The following is a 16,300-nucleotide window of genomic DNA, read 5'->3' as shown; positions in this document are numbered from 1 at the left end:
TTTTAAAAAATTGATCTAGAGTATGCATAACCTTATGTTTTGTATAAAATTAGCGCGCATCTAAACTACTTCATTAACTACAACAATCAAATATTAAAGAACATTAATTATCATTTCCCCACAAGAATTCTATTAGCTCATTGGCAACCTTACTATTTTCATGTAATTGGCTATGTTGTGCTTTTTGTCCTTCATATTTTGTCTCTTTATAACTTTTAGGACTATTTCCCAGTAAATATTTTAAAGATTTTGAGGAGCTATTCGATACGCGTCCATCAGAGTGTGTGCCATCTTGTAAATCTCCATAAATATTTAATACTGAGATATGTTTGCCTTTATAAATTTCTTTTAGTTTAAGTAATTGTTGGTAAGGTTGATTCATGCGACTTGGTTTACCATTTTTATCAACTGAAATTTCATTTATTTTTTCATTTAAATTCAACACGCCATTAAACGTGCCTGCTATGTTAACTTGTTTGTTTAATTTTGGCAATGAATGATCATCGCCATATAAATACATGTAGTTGGCAAAAGATAGATTCCCCATCGAATGTCCTACGAAATTAAACTTTTTAATTTTATATTCATCTTGTAATTTCACCAACACATTTTTAAACCACTTGGCATTTATGTCATAGTCACCTTGCTTATTATTTTCCAACACGACTTGAACGACAGGATTCGTTGCGTTCTTCTTCAGTTTACCTTTTAACTGAACTTGGCCATCATTACTTACTTCAGCCGTTATGACATTCTTTGTTACGCCTTTTTTCTTTGCTTGATTCACCATATATTTCTCTGAATTTAGTGTCCCTGCATAACCATGTAAAAATAGCGTTGGCGTTTGGCTCTGTATATATTTTGAATGTTGCGTTTGTTTGTCACGTTCCTGATGTTTAGAAATAGATTGTTTTTTATTCATTCCTACTGTGATTAATGACACAATAACAATAATTGCTATTATACTTGCGCCTAAAATCCATAACTTCTTCACTGCGTTGACCTCAATTCTAAATATTTTGTGTTTATTATAAAGCAAGTGACTCAAAATTTCTTTTCTTAGCTTGTTTAAGTTAATTAAATCAAGAAAGACGCCAAATTTTATGTTTGCTAAAACTAATTACGATAACTAAAATTATGATAAGTATAAATGCTAGTTATATTGTTAAATGGAGTGTTATATATGGAAAACAATATCGAACATTTAAAAGATATTATTAATAATTCTAAAAAAATCACATTTTTCACAGGAGCCGGAATATCTGTAGCAAGTGGCATTCCAGACTTTCGCTCTATGGGTGGCCTTTTTGATGAGATTTCAAAAGATGGCTATTCTCCTGAATATTTATTAAGTGCGGACTATTTACAAGATGATCCAACAGGATTTATGAATTTCTGTCATAAACGTTTACTATATACTGATAAACAGCCTAATAATGTACATCAATGGATTGCTAATCTAGAAAAAAACAATCAATCTCTAGGCGTCATTACGCAAAATATCGATGGGCTCCATTCAGTTGCCGGTAGTGAAAAAGTCGACGAATTACATGGTACGTTAAATCATTTTTATTGTATTAATTGTCACAAAGACTACTCACAATCCTATGTCATTAGTAATGATTTACGTCATTGTGAGGCATGTGGTAGTGCTATTAGACCTGATATTGTACTTTACGGGGAAATGCTTAACCAAGAAACCATCGTTAATGCCCTAAATAAAATACAACAAGCCGATACGCTAGTCGTACTTGGATCGTCACTTGTAGTCCAACCAGCAGCAGGACTTATTTCAAATTTCGAAGGCCAAAACCTCATTATAATTAATAAAGAGCCCACACCTTACGATAGAGATGCAGACTTAGTTTTCCATGAAGACATGGTTAGTGTAATTAATGAATTAAACAAGTAAAATTTCAAAGTCCCCTTTTTAATTGTAATTTTTTAAATTAATTGTGATAATGCACAATATTTTGTGTATAATAATAATTAAAAGATTTAATTATTTACCAAGGGGGATTTTTTGTGAATTTAAAATATGTGGCTGCTAGTGCACTCATAGCTTCAGTAGTTTTATCGGCGTGTGATATTAATATTAATACGGGATCAAGCAATGATTCCAAAAGCTCAAAAGAAGACTCTTCTTCTAGTGATAACAAGAAAAATAATAACAACCAATCATCTAATAATAGCTCGTCTTCATCATCTAATAGTAATCATCATAGCGAAAGCACAGATTCTAATGAACACTATGCTAAAGTTTGGGTTTCAGTTATAGAAGACAGTGGTGGCAGTGTAGACCCTTCCAATACTGAAATTGGTCATGAAGATGTATCCGGTAAAGCGCTAAACCCATATAATAAAAGTGCTTCAGCAAAATTCCCTAGCGGTACACAATTACTATCAGGTACACCAACGGCAGCTGGACAAGTAGTGTATCGAGATAACAATGATGGCACAGTGACGGTTTATAGCGTTCCAAGTCATTTCCAAGATAAAGGGTGGGATGAAGATGGTTATACAGAACGTGAGTCTAACCGTATCCTAAATAACCCTAAAACGGTTAAACTTCAAGACCTGTCACAAAGTACAATCAACTCGTGGACAAATGTTATTTCAGAAACAAGTAGCTATGGCGATATGGGTAGTACCGATAGTGATAACGATGACAGCGGTGAAAAAGTAACAAGAGATAATGTTATTGATAAAGTGGAAGACTATGAAGGACATACTTTAGATACTTCTACATATAAATATAAAGAGCCTGAGCAAAATGAAGATGGAGAATGGGGATTCTCCTTTACCGATAAAGACGGCGACCTTGCAGGTTCATATATTGTAGATAAAGATGGCGATGTCACTAAATATGACGAAAACGGCGATCCTGAATAAAATTATAATTTAATAAATACAAAACAACCTCCTGATTCACTTTAATTTAGTGTCAGGAGGTTTATTAATGATTGTATGTTCAATTTTTCATTACATATTGCTTAATTTTTTGAAGTGCATAGTCAATGTTCTCCATACTTTCAAAAGCGTAAGATAAACGAACTGTATTATCTTCGCTACCATAAATAAATCCTGGGTTTAATAAAATTTTCTCTTTATTAATAAGTTCAGAAAATAACCTTTTAATATTAATGTCTTTTTCAAAAGTAAGCCAAATAAAAAAGCCACCTTCTGGTACATTCCATTGAGCAATATTAGAAAAATCTTTATTCAAAATGTTTAACATGTGATTACGTTTATCTTTTAATATTTTTCTTAACCTATTTATATGATTATCATAATCTCCATTTTTCAGTAATCCATAAACAACCATTTGAGATAATATACTAGAGCCATAATCAATTTGCATTCTAATATCTGCTAATTGTTCTATTATTTTTTCTGATGCTATAGCCCAACCTATTCTTATAGCCGGTGCAATCGATTTTGAAAAACTACTTATATGTATCACATTCCCACTTGTGTCTAAAGTTTTAATAGGGCATTCTGGTTTACTATCTATCCAAATGTCACGATAAATATCATCCTCAATTACTGGAATATTATGCAATTTACTACAAGCCATAATATTCTCTTTTTCTTTTAGTGTAAGAGAGCTTCCTGTAGGATTGTTAAATGTAGGATCCACATAAATAGCTTTTTCTTTAGTACCAGGATAACGATTTATTATATTGTAGAATTCAGTCAAATTATTGTATGGTATTTTAACTTTTTTCATATTTAAATAATCAAAAACATGAGTAGAATCTATATAGGAAGGTGTATTTGAAAATATTATTGTATTACGATTTAAAAATCCAGTCACTAAAAGTTGTATTGCATGTAGTGCTCCTGAAGTTATTAATACATTATCGCTCGTGACATTGATTCCTTCTAAACTTAACCTTTCAGCTATTAATTCTCTTAACTTAATATATCCATAACCATTATTATAACCAAATGATAGTTCACCAATATAATTTGAAACGTTTGTCATCGCATTTTTCAGTTCTAAATGTGGTATTAAATCGTTCCCTAATTCGCCTTTACTAATATGGATATAAGTATTATCGGTTTCTAATTTATTAATCAATTGCACGGTGTACTGACTTCTCAAACTAAGTGACCAATCCATCATTTCACTCCATTTATTTGAAACGAAATTTTCATTTAGATAGTCATTTACGTATGTGCCGCTTCCTATCTTTGTAAAAACAAAACCCTCAGCCTCTAAAATCTCTAGACTTTTAATAATTGTTACTCTATTCACGTCAAATTGGTTGGCTAATTGTCTTTGTGTTGGAATTCTCATACCGTAATACCAATCGCCACTAATGATTTTGTTCCTTATATATGATGCTATTTCTTTATATTTAATAATTACACACCCTTTCCTAAATTGGTTGGTAAATTACTTAAAAATTGGTTGTACCAATTATAAATCATTTTTCATAACATAGAAACATACTATTAAAGGTGGTTTTTGTTATGAATAAAATTATGCAACATACTATAAGCGAGAGATACAGTTCAAAAACTGGTGTCGACAGCTATGCATAATATTAAAATTAGTAAATCTATCCTTTTTGCTTTCGGTGTAACTATATTTTTGTGGGCTTCTGCATTCCCAATCATAAAATTAGCGTTACAAGATTTTAAAGCGGAACATTTATCAGCGTTGCGTTTAATAATAGGTTCATTATTATTATGTATAATCGGAATCATCAAAAAAGTGCCTTTACCACATCTAAAAGACATTCCCTTTATCTTACTATTAGGTTTTTGTGGCTTTACTGTCTATCATACGTCATTAAGTATTGGTGAGTATTAAGTAAGTGCTGGAATTGCAAGTTTACTAGTTTCAACTACACCTATTTTTTCAGCGTTACTTGCTATACTCTTTTTAAAAGAAAGATTTTCAAAATCAGCTTGGGGAGGATCAATAATTGCTTTCCTAGGGGTCGTATTAATATCTATAGGCAATGAGAACAAAATAACTGTAGTTGTAATCGGAGTTATTTTAATCTTGTTCGCTTCTTTAGGTGAAAGTGTTTACTTCGTTTTTCAAAAAAGGTACTTAGATAAATATGGGTTTATACCATTTACAATATATGCCATAGTGTCAGGTTCTATTTTTATGCTTTTCTTTTTGCCAAGTAGTTATAATGAAATTCAAACAGCAAGCACAACTTCACTTTTAGCAGTACTATACCTTGGTATTTTTCCTACCGTTATTCCATATTTTGCATTAGCATTTACAATTCAAAAAACAGGTGTTTCTGACGCGACAATTTCACTCTATTTAACGCCTGCAGTATCAATTTTGTTAGCCTATGTATTGTTAGGAGAAATACCAACATTAATTGTAATTGGTGGTGGTATTATTACATTAATTGGTGTTTCTATGGTAGCACTCAAATCTAATAATAATTAAAAAAACCTCCTGACTCACTTTGCTTTAGTGACAGGAGGTTTATTAATTATTGTACTTCTTTAGCTAATGGGATTGATGCTTGGGCACCACTACGCTGTACTGTAACTGATGCTGCTTTATTTGCATAATCGATGGCTTCAGTTAAATTTAAGTCATTCATATTAAACTTGCTGACAAATGCACCGATAAATGTGTCACCTGCTGCAGTTGTATCTATCGCATTGACTTTATATGCTTCGACAAATCCAGAATCATCTTTTACAGCATAATAAGTTCCCTGCTCACCTATCGTAATAATGACTACCTTTATGCCTAATTCTAAAAAGTACTTCGCATTTTGTTCCATTGATGATTTATCATCAACAGAAATACCTGATAATATTGCGGCTTCAAATTCATTAGGTATAATCACATCGGTTAACGACAATAATGCTTCTGGTAAAGTTTCTGCAGGTGCTGGATTTAATATCGTCGTAACGCCAGCTTCTCTAGCAATTTTAAAAGCTTGGATTATCGCATCCACAGGAACCTCTAATTGAGCAACGACATAATCTGATTGTGCAATCTCGACTTTTGCCGTATTTACGTCTTCCGGTGTTATAGCCATATTAGCCCCACCGTATACATATATCGTGTTATGACCTTCAGCATCAACCGTGATAAAAGCTTGCCCTGTGTCGGCAGTGTCAGATTTTGAAATATATTGCGTATTAATGCCAGCTTCTTTGAAATCATCAAACATAAAGTTAGCTAAATCATCTTTACCTACTTTAGAAATAAAGGTAGTTTGTGCGTTCAATCGCGCTGAAGCTATCGCTTGGTTAGCACCTTTTCCTCCGCCAAAAGCTTTCTGTGCATTATCAACATGTAACGTTTCTCCCGATTTTGCATAACGTTCAACTGACAAAAATTGATCCACATTTGTTGATCCTAAAACGACTACTTTATTTGTCATAAATAATTCTCTCCCTTGATTTTAAAATGTAACGTTAGATTCTAAAATAATATTTGAAAATGGTGTGATTTCTCCAGTACGTATATTTCCTTTATTCAATGGATGGCTAAGATATTCTTTCATTGTTGAATGTGGAATAAATTCAATTTCAACATCATCTTCGATTAATGCTTTAATTTGTTTTAATTGCTGAGCATTTTGAGTTTTAATTTCTTCTGCTAAATAAATTTTTTGTATTTTCATTTCTGCTAGAACAGTTTTCAGTACATCTATAAATAATGGTAATTCTTTTGTCACTGCTAAATCAATTCTTCTGTCATCATTAGGTATTGGCATACCTGCGTCGTTAATTGTTAATAAATCAAAATGACCAATTGTAGCAATTGCTTTGGATACATTACTGTTAAGCATTTCTGTTTTTTTCATAGTTATCGCTCCTACTTATTATTTAATAAACACAGTCACTGTTGCTGCTACTAAGATAAGGACTAAGCCAATGATAGTTATAACCATTTCTTTTGAAGTTTTGCGTTGGTTTAAGAAATAGATACCAGTTAGTGTTGCTAACACGACTGAAGTTTGAGAAAGTACGAAACCAGTAGCTAAGCCATTCATATCTGGTTGCGCTGATATTAAATAAGTTAATGCTGCAAATGCAAAGAAGAAACCTGAAATAATTTGCAACCATGTAATCTTATTAGTAAAAGCATTTTCTTTCTTCATATTAATCAATCCATAAACAACCGCTACGATAACCATACCGATAGCCTGTGGTAAGAAAGCTGCTTTACCACCAATATCAGTCGCTTGAGGCGCTGCAGAGTATAACCAGTAACCAATTTCCCCAATTAGTAAAATAACGACTGCTTTTTTCAAATAATTATTGCTCGTCGCTTCGGATTTCTCACTCCATACCGTCATACGTGCACCAATTAAAATAACGATTAAAGCACTAAAACCAATAATTTTATGAGAAATTCCAGGCCAATTTCCTAAAGCAAAGACGCCCCAAAGTGAAGCACCTAATAATTGGAAAGCTGTCGTTACTGGCATCGCTCTTGATGAACCTATGTACTCAAAAGCTTTAAAAGTCATAATTTGGCCGAAACTCCATCCAGCACCTGATAAAATTGCGAAAAATAAATCCATTCCCGTTGGAAAGCTATGTCCTGTAGATAAATAAAAGACACCAGCAAAAATTAAAGTTCCTATCGTTGTTCCGATAATTTGATTTACAGGTTTACCGCCAAATTTTGAAGCAATGGTAGGAAATAACCCCCAACCTATTAATGGTCCTAACCCAATCAATAATGCTACTACGTTCATTTCTTACACCTCTCTATATTTAGTAAAAGTAAATTTTGTAATTAAGTAAAACGTTTTACTAAAATATAACACTTCTTTCTGAAAATGTATACGCTTTCTTTTTAAATTTTTATATACAAAAAGCCCTAAAAGTTAAATTAACTTTCAGGGCAATGCTTATTTGAGGCTTTGTGTAGTTTCTCGTACTATTAATTGAGTAGGTAATTCAATTTTCTCTGTTTTACTACTTAGTCCATCTACTTTTTCAAGTATAAGTTTTAATGCAACTTTACCAATGTCATCCATAGGTTGGGCAATTGTAGTTAGAGCTGGGTTCATATATTGAGCAAAATCAATATCATCATAACCAATTATTGATATATCACCAGGAATTGACAATCCATTATCGATTAATGCACGTATGGCACCAATAGCAATTTCATCATTTATGGCGAAGACACCAGTCACTTCATCGCTAATCAGTTGATTGGCAGCATTTTTACCACCAAGTTTTGATAATTCTGTATCTATTTTTTTAGGGGCAGAAATATTATGCATATCACAATACTGCTCAAATCCATTAATTCTGTCTTTCATGTTAGCCATCAATTCATAAGGTTGTATAATTGCAAGGTTAGTGTGACCGCAGTCTATTAAATGCTTTGCGGCTGACTGTCCACCTTCATGTTCATTCGTTCTAATAATATCCGTAAAACCATTGTCCTCACTTTGGTCTAACACTACGTACGGCACTTTATGTTTAGTTAAATATGCGTTTAAACTTTCCGGTTCGTCTATGAAACGACCTATAACCAAACCGTCTACGCCATGTTCTACTAAATGCTTAATATTTTCTTCTAGCCCTTTATTAATGGTTGTTAAAAATATAATCTCGACATCATCCGGTTTATGTTGATCCATACTTTGCATAATGGTAGAAAAGAACGGATTCGTTAAACTTGGCAACAATACGCCAATCAATTTCGTTTTAATCCCACGCAATTGTTGTGCATTTTTATTCGGTATGTAACCCAAGCGTTCCCTGGCATCTAACACCTTTTTTATTGTAGCCTGCGAAAAACGTTGCTTATTATCATTTAATATATGCGAAACAGCAGTCACTGAGACGCCCGCTTCCCTGGCTACATCTTTTATAGAGACTTTTTTCATGATTCATTACCCCTTGTATTGCTAAACATGTTTTAATACTAAGTTTATCACATTATGGCTATGAACCAATGTATATGTATACAATAAAATAGCTAAATGTATAAACCTACACCAATTGTAGATGCAGGTCGCGAGTATATACTTAATTTACTTTGAATCAAGTATAGCTTAATTTAAAAAATAGTTATACGCTACTTATCTATCTAGATGTCTATATAAAGTAGCTCTACTTATATTTGTCTTTTCTTTAATCTCGTCTAAGGTGAACTTTTTACTCATATACATATCGACGGCTTCCTTAAGGTTCTTATCATCACGTTTTGGTCTACCAACTTTATTGCCTTTCATTGTATAATCTTCGATACCTAAACGCGTTCTAAATTTAACAATGTCGCGTTGAAATTCAACTATGTGATGTAGTGTATCTATGAATGACTCATTATAAGAACTCGAAATCTCCTTATCTAAGTTAATGACGTGCAGACTAATGTTGTTGGCTAAAAGATAATCTAATAGTTCAGTTAAATGTTTCGTAGAATCTGCAAGAATACATAAATCAGTCACGTATAATACGTCTTCAGTTTGTAAAATTGAATCCAATAATTCATTTAATTTAGCTCTATTTTTATTTTTAGCATGATTTTCTTCATGGATATTATTTGTATGTAAAGATAATTTTTCTGCCTGTTCTTCTAGGCTGTCATTTATCGTGACAGGTCTGATATAACCATATTTCATCGCCTTACACCACCTTTGCTAGAATTATATCATACAGTATCAAAAAGGGGTGTCAATATGAAACTATTGTGATATACTTTGTTAGATGTTTTTGAGAGGAGTATGGATTATGCTAGAAAAGCTTAAATTTGAATGGTTTAACCAACCAGGAAAAAATATACTTGCAGGGACAGTCGTAGCTTTAGCTTTAATACCTGAAGCCATCGCATTCTCTATTATTGCTGGCGTAGATCCTATGATCGGTCTATATGCGGCCTTTATTATTGCAAGTGTAACCGCAATTGTTGGTGGCAGACCGGCTATGATTTCAGGTGCCGCTGGTGCAGTTGCTTTAATAGTGACACCATTAGTTAAAGCATATGGTGTAGAATATTTATTTGCTGCTACAATTTTAATGGGGTTAATACAATTATTGTTAGGCGTACTCAAAGTTGGCCGACTAATGAAATTCATTCCCCGCTCAGTAATGATTGGTTTCGTAAATGCATTAGGCATCATGATATTTATGTCTCAAATTGAACATATCTTTGGTATTTCTATTGCTACATATATTTATGTGCTTGTTACATTACTTATCGTGTACATCGTTCCAAAATTTTTCAAAGCAATTCCAGCACCTTTAATAGCTATCATTATATTAACGGCGATTTATATGTACACAGGTGCCAACGTTAGAACTGTTGGTGATTTAGGGACTATTAAACAAACATTACCTCACTTTTTAATACCTAATGTGCCTTTTAATTTGGAAACATTTAAAATCATCTTCCCTTATTCATTATCAATGGCTATCGTCGGTCTCGTTGAAAGTTTATTAACTGCCAAAATCGTTGATCACGCAACGAACACTTATAGTAGTAAAAACAGAGAATCTCGTGGACAGGGTATCGCTAATATTGTTACCGGTTTCTTTGGTGGCATGGGTGGCTGTGCAATGATTGGACAATCCGTTATTAATGTTAAATCAGGTGCTAATAGTAGACTATCTACCTTTACAGCAGGCGTATTACTTATTTTTATGATTATCGTGCTTGGTGACCTCGTTGTCCAAATACCAATGCCTATATTAGCTGGTATTATGGTGATGGTCTCTATTGGTACAATCGATTGGAAGTCATTTAAATTTATTAAAAATGCACCTAAGACAGATGCCGTAGTCATGATATTAACAGTTATTATTGTTTTAATGACACATAATCTAGCAATTGGTGTAGTTGTAGGCGTAATATTTAGCGCATTGTTTTTTGCTACTAAAATATCGAAAGTTCATATCGATTATGAGGACTTAGGTGCAATGAAACGTTTTTCTTTCGATGGTCAAATATTCTTCGTATCCATTGATTCTATAATGAATCACCTTGATTTCAATATAAGTAATAGTATTGTAGAATTAGATTTCTCGAAAGCTCATTTATGGGATGATTCAGCCGTAGATGCTATAGATACCATCGTAGAAAAATTTGAAGACGGTAATAATACCGTTTATGTTAAAAACTTAAATTCAGATAGCCACAAAATCATCTCAGAATTAAGTAAATTAAATGAAACTCATTTAACTTAATAAATATTGTGTTTATAAACGTGGATTGCATACATTAATATTAAAAGAGTCACAAACGATTAGTTTGTGACTCTTTTGTTACTTAGAAACTCTAAAATCTATAATCGACTTTTAATTTTTTCCTCACGCTCCATCAATCCCAGGTGCCCTTTTAACGTTACGTGTTCATAATCTTTTCTAAAGACACCACGCTCTTGTAGAACTGGGATAACGAGATCAATGAACTTTTCAAATAAATCAGGGTATGTAGGTGGCATTAATGTAAAGCCACCACACGCACCTTCCTTGAACCAGTCGATCATTTCGTCGGCAACCATTTCAGGTGTACCTACAATCGTTTTATGGCCTACCCATGTTGAGAAACGTTCGAGTAATTCCCTCAATGTTAATTCTTCAGTTTCAACAGCATTTCTCACGGCAATATAAAATGATTTCACCACTTTTTGTTGTACTTCTTCATAAGGTGGTAAATTAGGAACGCGTTCACCCATTTCCCAATTAGTAATATCTCGTCCTATCGCTTTGGATAAACGTTTTTTCCTATTCTCTAATGAAACAAATTGATCCAGTTCTTGTTTTAAAGCATATGCTTTCTCATATGTCTCATCAACATAAACGGTTAAACCGGGTAACACAAGCGGTGCAGTACGTTCTTCTTTGATTGCACGCAAATGCATATCTTCTCTAAAGTCCTTAGCATCTCGCATATTCCACGCAATAGAGAACACCCCTTCTACGTGACGTGCTGCTATGTCTCTACCTGGCATAGACGTCCCCGCTTGAAATAACATTGGTCTCCCATATTCAGATGTAGGTATATTAATTGCACCATTCACTTGGAAATGTTCGCCAGTATGCTTAATTGCCTTTATTTGATTACTATCCAAACCGATACCAGCTTCTTTGTCATTAATAATTGCACCCGTATTAAAAGACCACCACAATTTTTTCATAACTGTAATAAATTCGTTTGCACGGTGATATCTTTCTTCAAGTGGTGGTAACTTATCCATGGAAAAATTTTGAGCTTCAACATCGAATTGTGATGTAACAATGTTAGCACCAATACGCCCTTGAGATATTTGATTCAAACTCGATAACATTCGTGCAGCTAAATAGGGTTCATAAAAAGACGATGAAATCGTCGCTACTAGACCAATATTTTTTGTTTCTCGAGAAATTGCAGCTAAAGCAGTTATTGGTTCAAAATAATAGGAAATTTGTCCTGTACCTTCTTCTGAGATATATTGACCATCACCCAAAAAGAAAGCATCTAACTTACCTCGTTCAGCTAATTTAGCCATCCTTATTTGAAAATCAATACTCCCAAGCTCTTCAACGTGAGAATTGGGCAGACGCCATGAATCTGGATGTAAACCTGTACTATAAACTAGAGCTGTTAAATGCATTTCTTTAGACATTGTGCTCCCCCTTTTGTCTATAAAAAATTTGATTAACAAAAGTATAACAAAACTATTCATCATTTATCCTTTTATTTTGGAATCATTTAGAAAAACTATTTTATATATTTTAAAATTCGCGTTATTTTATCTGTGAATTTATAAAAAAGAAGCGTAATTTATAAACAATCGACGCTTCACTTTAATTTGGTTATTAAGTTGTAATTAATTTATAACGTTCCTTTATTAATTTCGGTTAAAGTATCATTAACTTTGAAGATTTTACTATTAATTGATGAAACACCCATTTGTTTCAAACGTTCACTATGCATTGCTAGGTATTGGTGTGCATGTGCTTCACTATCAAAGGCATAAATACCGCCCGCTTCTTCGTTTTCAGGATTTTCGGTCCAAATTTTCCATAAAAATCCAGGTTCTTTATTAATAGAGTGTGCTAAAGATTTCATTTCTTCGGGAACGTTAGGCTCAAATGGCCCGTCAAAAGGAAAATCTACTTGTAAAATATACGCCATATTCATCTCTCCCTTATATAAATAAATCATATAACATTCCTTTTAAAATAAGTTTTTCGACGCTCACATTAATATTTACTTAACTAGCAATTATCTACTTTCATGCTTAGCAGTTAAGAACACTAAATATTTGTAAGTTACATAAATAACGATAAGTGTGGCCCAAATAATTTCAACGTAAGACAATATACTGAATAATAATTCTAAAATATCATTGAAATTAATTTTTTGCGAGATATTATATAGTGATGCAGCTGTCGTTACCCACGGGAAAGTTAATGCTGAAAAAGACACTTTAAATCCTCTTTTAAAAATTGTTGGGAAAAATAGCAATGAAAATACGAACAACAGTTGCGATAATATAATAAAGCTAACCACATACGTAGTTGAATAAGTTGAATGATTTAATATATAACCATTCAAGCATAATGCTGCTGGGGCACTTACTATGATCACCATTGGATATTGTTCTTGATTATAAGTTTGCCACGTTTTAGATATTAATACATATATAAGAATGGCGATTAAAAACAACGAGCCTAACATCGTTGCTATCAAACCTACACTACTATTAAATGCCGGTGATGTTTCCCCGATCACGCCAATACCTACAAACATAACAAACCAGCTCGTGTTTGGTCGTGCTTTGTAATTTCTAAACGCATAAAATCCTACAAATATAATAATAAAAATAATATGTAATAAAATAGCAACGTACCAGAGAATATCTACTTGCTGCGACTTGATTAAAAAGTCATTTTTCATAATAAACAACATTAACATGATCGTCATTGGTATGGTAGGCAATATAGCAAATGTATTTACATTTTTCAGTTCTGTTATAAACATTTGTGGCATAACAATCCACTTTATAAAAACTAAGATAAGAATTACCCAGGAAATAATAAAGCATACTAATCCACATAATGATAAATTTAAATGGTAAAACAAATTACTTAGAGCCATATTACCCAGCGCTAACCCAGATATAGCTATTGGCAACCGTGCTAATGCTTTTTTAAACATACTCATGAACCTTTCGTTGTTAATAATATTGTGTTTTATTCATGTAAAATACATGTGTTTGTATAAAAGTGATTTAAAAAAGTCGATTTTTATACATAAAAAACTCCCATATCGATACTTTATATAAGTATAAACCGAACGGGAGTAATAATGAAATCCAGATTTTGAAATTATCTATTTGTACTCTTTAAATATTGTATTTATGAATATATGCCCATAAATATAGACAACCAATTGTTGCTTGGTCACCCCAAGTAATTTGGCATTTTTTCAATAATTCTTTGCCATTGTCATCTGGCACTTTGTATAAATGCTTTGCTGCACGCTGTAATCCAACATCGTCAATGGGTACGACGTCTTCTCTTTGCATCGTAAAAATTAGAAATACTTCAGCCGTCCATTTTCCAATACCTTTAACGGCAGTTAATTGTTTGATAATTGCTTCATTTCTTAATTTATCAAATTGACTAAATTCGAGTTCATTCTCGTTAATATGTTCAATAAGATTACTGAGGTATTTTTGTTTAGGTTTAGACAAGCCTATCTCAACCATATCTTCTTCCGTTAATTTACTAATCGTATCTACTGACCAATCATCATTTATCTTTTGAGTTAACCTGTCAAAAATAGCTACTGCGGCTTTAACAGATATTTGTTGACCTACTATCGATCTAACAATTGACTTCAATGGATCAGGACGTAAATTTCTTTCTATGTCTCCAATGTCTTCGATAAAGGATGCGAGTATAGCGTCTTTACGCATTAATTGTTGCACACGTTGATCTTGTTTTGAAATTTGCCAAGTTGTGTTCATCGACTCACCACCTCACGTTTTAACATTAGAATTATATAGCGAATAGTATCATATCTATTCGTCCTTATTCTTGCTGCGTATTTTTATGATTTAACAGTAATAACACTAGCGAAATAATTGCGAGTAGCACGACAATAATACTAAATGTAAGACCGGCACCTTGAATAGAAAGTCCTAATTGTAATAACCCTACACCTACTACAGGAATGGAAATCGCTATATAAGCAATCGTAAAGAACGTTGAAGTGATTTCAGCCTGTTTGTCTTGTGGCGACACGCTATTTACCGTGGATAAGCCTGCACGAAAGCTAAACGCCTGACCTAATCCTGAAACAATTGCCCCTATGAGTAATAAGACATATGAACTAAGTAGCAATGAAATACCTACTAAAATAACACCTACGATCAATGTCCCACTACCTAACATCAGCACACTATAGTCTGATTTTTGTTTGAATAATAATTGACCGACTGTGGAAGCACAGAATACTAAAAATACTGTTAATCCAATAATTGCTTTGTTTTGAATATTCAAGATTTCTCCTAAGAAATTGGGAGATATCGCCGTGAATAGACCTAGCATTGAAAATCCTACAAACACTGGTATTACTGCATAAATAAATGTCCCTCTAATGTTACTAGGAACACTCAATTTTTGAACTTTAATACGAAAACTTTGTTTATCTTTGATAGGTTCTGGCATCAACCAAATACCAATAAATGCCGGTATTAATAACACAATATCGACAATAAAGACTAAATGTAACGCGTATGGAAGATATTGAGCGAGCACACCACAAAGTAATGGCCCAAAACCTAGACCTAACATATTAACACTGCTTGCAATGGTTGAGGCCTGGTTCTTTTTCTCGTCAGGTGCTAAATTCACAATGGTTGTTGTAGCCGTACTAGTAAATAAGCCCGCAGAAAGACCAGAAACAACTCTCCCTAACAGTAATAAACCTACGTTTGACGCAAATAGAAAGACGATTGCACTGATAATAGACAGGATAATGCCAGGAATAAGTACATAACGTCTGCCAATACGATCTGATAACTGTCCAAATACTAGTAATCCTCCGATAACACCTACTGCATATACGGCATAAATAACAGTAATCATTAATGGGGATAATTGAAATATATTACTATACAGCGGGTATAGTGGCGTCGGCAGCGTAGTCCCCATCATAACAATCATAAAAGCATATACCGCACCAACGAAACCCAACTTTAATATACGATTTGTATTATCTTGATTATCCAATGGTCATTTCTCCTTATTAAAAAATTGAAATTTCACTACGCTATTTGTAATTCAACGTCTCTGATTGAAAATACAGCATACACAAATTTGAAGTTCTAATATCTAT

At 33.1% G+C, this 16,300-nt stretch carries 15 protein-coding genes and 1 pseudogene; 4 read left to right on the top strand and 12 right to left on the bottom strand.

Annotated elements, in window-relative coordinates:
- Positions 1–103 precede the first annotated feature (103 nt).
- The gene (locus RPL90_RS03625) at positions 104–994 is read right to left on the bottom strand and encodes an alpha/beta hydrolase (RefSeq protein ID WP_313545649.1); all 891 of its coding nucleotides are present in this window, start codon (positions 992–994) and stop codon (positions 104–106) included.
- Between the two features lie 189 nt (positions 995–1,183).
- Between RPL90_RS03625 and RPL90_RS03620 the strand changes: the two genes are divergently transcribed.
- Positions 1,184–1,912 (top strand): NAD-dependent protein deacylase, encoded by a 729-nt coding sequence (locus tag RPL90_RS03620; RefSeq protein WP_398573848.1) that lies wholly within the window; start codon positions 1,184–1,186, stop codon positions 1,910–1,912.
- Between the two features lie 113 nt (positions 1,913–2,025).
- Positions 2,026–2,892 carry a hypothetical protein gene (locus RPL90_RS03615; RefSeq protein ID WP_313545647.1) on the top strand — a complete coding sequence of 289 codons (867 nt, stop codon included), beginning with the start codon at positions 2,026–2,028 and terminating at the stop codon, positions 2,890–2,892.
- Between the two features lie 79 nt (positions 2,893–2,971).
- Here the strand turns inward: RPL90_RS03615 and RPL90_RS03610 are convergent, their stop codons facing one another.
- Positions 2,972–4,372, bottom strand: coding sequence for an aminotransferase-like domain-containing protein (locus tag RPL90_RS03610; protein WP_313545756.1), 1,401 nt, complete (start codon positions 4,370–4,372; stop codon positions 2,972–2,974).
- 171 nt (positions 4,373–4,543) lie between these two features.
- Between RPL90_RS03610 and RPL90_RS03605 the strand changes: the two are divergent.
- Positions 4,544–5,425 (top strand): annotated as a pseudogene (locus RPL90_RS03605) (DMT family transporter).
- Between the two features lie 46 nt (positions 5,426–5,471).
- Here RPL90_RS03605 and rbsK read toward each other — a convergent pair.
- From rbsK to RPL90_RS03580, 5 genes are all read right to left on the bottom strand, one after another.
- Positions 5,472–6,380, bottom strand: coding sequence for a ribokinase (gene rbsK / locus RPL90_RS03600; protein WP_313545645.1), 909 nt, complete (start codon positions 6,378–6,380; stop codon positions 5,472–5,474).
- A 21-nt stretch (positions 6,381–6,401) separates the two neighbouring features.
- Positions 6,402–6,806, bottom strand: coding sequence for a D-ribose pyranase (rbsD, locus tag RPL90_RS03595; RefSeq protein ID WP_048794277.1), 405 nt, complete (start codon positions 6,804–6,806; stop codon positions 6,402–6,404).
- An 18-nt stretch (positions 6,807–6,824) separates the two neighbouring features.
- Positions 6,825–7,706 carry a ribose/proton symporter RbsU gene (gene rbsU / locus RPL90_RS03590; protein ID WP_313545641.1) on the bottom strand — a complete coding sequence of 294 codons (882 nt, stop codon included), beginning with the start codon at positions 7,704–7,706 and terminating at the stop codon, positions 6,825–6,827.
- Between the two features lie 156 nt (positions 7,707–7,862).
- Positions 7,863–8,855, bottom strand: a complete 993-nt coding sequence (gene rbsR, locus RPL90_RS03585) for a ribose utilization transcriptional repressor RbsR (protein WP_313545639.1) — start codon at positions 8,853–8,855, stop codon at positions 7,863–7,865.
- A gap of 195 nt (positions 8,856–9,050) precedes the next feature.
- Positions 9,051–9,593 carry a recombinase family protein gene (locus RPL90_RS03580; protein ID WP_313545637.1) on the bottom strand — a complete coding sequence of 181 codons (543 nt, stop codon included), beginning with the start codon at positions 9,591–9,593 and terminating at the stop codon, positions 9,051–9,053.
- Positions 9,594–9,702: 109 nt separating this feature from the next.
- Between RPL90_RS03580 and RPL90_RS03575 the strand changes: the two genes are divergently transcribed.
- Positions 9,703–11,154 carry a SulP family inorganic anion transporter gene (locus tag RPL90_RS03575; protein ID WP_313545635.1) on the top strand — a complete coding sequence of 484 codons (1,452 nt, stop codon included), beginning with the start codon at positions 9,703–9,705 and terminating at the stop codon, positions 11,152–11,154.
- A gap of 98 nt (positions 11,155–11,252) precedes the next feature.
- Here RPL90_RS03575 and RPL90_RS03570 read toward each other — a convergent pair whose 3' ends face one another.
- The 5 genes from RPL90_RS03570 to RPL90_RS03550 all read right to left on the bottom strand — a co-directional run bounded on the left by RPL90_RS03570 (position 11,253) and on the right by RPL90_RS03550 (position 16,194).
- Positions 11,253–12,575 (bottom strand): NtaA/DmoA family FMN-dependent monooxygenase, encoded by a 1,323-nt coding sequence (locus tag RPL90_RS03570; protein WP_313545633.1) that lies wholly within the window; start codon positions 12,573–12,575, stop codon positions 11,253–11,255.
- Positions 12,576–12,784: 209 nt separating this feature from the next.
- On the bottom strand, positions 12,785–13,087 hold the full coding sequence (locus tag RPL90_RS03565) for a monooxygenase (protein WP_313545631.1): 303 nt from the start codon (positions 13,085–13,087) through the stop codon (positions 12,785–12,787).
- A 90-nt stretch (positions 13,088–13,177) separates the two neighbouring features.
- Entirely contained in the window at positions 13,178–14,113 is a 936-nt protein-coding gene (locus tag RPL90_RS03560) for an SLAC1 family transporter (RefSeq protein WP_313545630.1), read from the bottom strand.
- Between the two features lie 187 nt (positions 14,114–14,300).
- A complete protein-coding gene (locus RPL90_RS03555; RefSeq protein WP_313545629.1) occupies positions 14,301–14,927 on the bottom strand; it encodes a DNA-3-methyladenine glycosylase family protein in 627 nt (208 codons plus the stop codon).
- A 64-nt stretch (positions 14,928–14,991) separates the two neighbouring features.
- Entirely contained in the window at positions 14,992–16,194 is a 1,203-nt protein-coding gene (locus RPL90_RS03550) for an MFS transporter (protein ID WP_313545627.1), read from the bottom strand.
- Positions 16,195–16,300 lie beyond the last annotated feature (106 nt).

The organism is Staphylococcus kloosii (assembly GCF_032139365.1).
In the GTDB taxonomy this organism is placed as follows: Bacteria; Bacillota; Bacilli; order Staphylococcales; family Staphylococcaceae; genus Staphylococcus; species Staphylococcus kloosii_A.
Note: the sequence above shows the minus strand (reverse complement) of the source record. Positions and strands in the feature narration are given on the sequence as shown.

Coding starts and splice junctions, on each gene's coding strand:
- rbsD (WP_048794277.1), bottom strand. CDS start 6,806: ATGAAAAAAACAGAAATGCTTAACAGTAATGTATCCAAAGCAATTGCT.
- RPL90_RS03580 (WP_313545637.1), bottom strand. CDS start 9,593: ATGAAATATGGTTATATCAGACCTGTCACGATAAATGACAGCCTAGAA.
- RPL90_RS03570 (WP_313545633.1), bottom strand. CDS start 12,575: ATGTCTAAAGAAATGCATTTAACAGCTCTAGTTTATAGTACAGGTTTA.
- RPL90_RS03555 (WP_313545629.1), bottom strand. CDS start 14,927: ATGAACACAACTTGGCAAATTTCAAAACAAGATCAACGTGTGCAACAA.
- RPL90_RS03620 (WP_398573848.1), top strand. CDS start 1,184: ATGGAAAACAATATCGAACATTTAAAAGATATTATTAATAATTCTAAA.
- rbsK (WP_313545645.1), bottom strand. CDS start 6,380: ATGACAAATAAAGTAGTCGTTTTAGGATCAACAAATGTGGATCAATTT.
- RPL90_RS03560 (WP_313545630.1), bottom strand. CDS start 14,113: ATGTTTAAAAAAGCATTAGCACGGTTGCCAATAGCTATATCTGGGTTA.
- RPL90_RS03565 (WP_313545631.1), bottom strand. CDS start 13,087: ATGGCGTATATTTTACAAGTAGATTTTCCTTTTGACGGGCCATTTGAG.
- RPL90_RS03575 (WP_313545635.1), top strand. CDS start 9,703: ATGCTAGAAAAGCTTAAATTTGAATGGTTTAACCAACCAGGAAAAAAT.
- rbsU (WP_313545641.1), bottom strand. CDS start 7,706: ATGAACGTAGTAGCATTATTGATTGGGTTAGGACCATTAATAGGTTGG.
- rbsR (WP_313545639.1), bottom strand. CDS start 8,855: ATGAAAAAAGTCTCTATAAAAGATGTAGCCAGGGAAGCGGGCGTCTCA.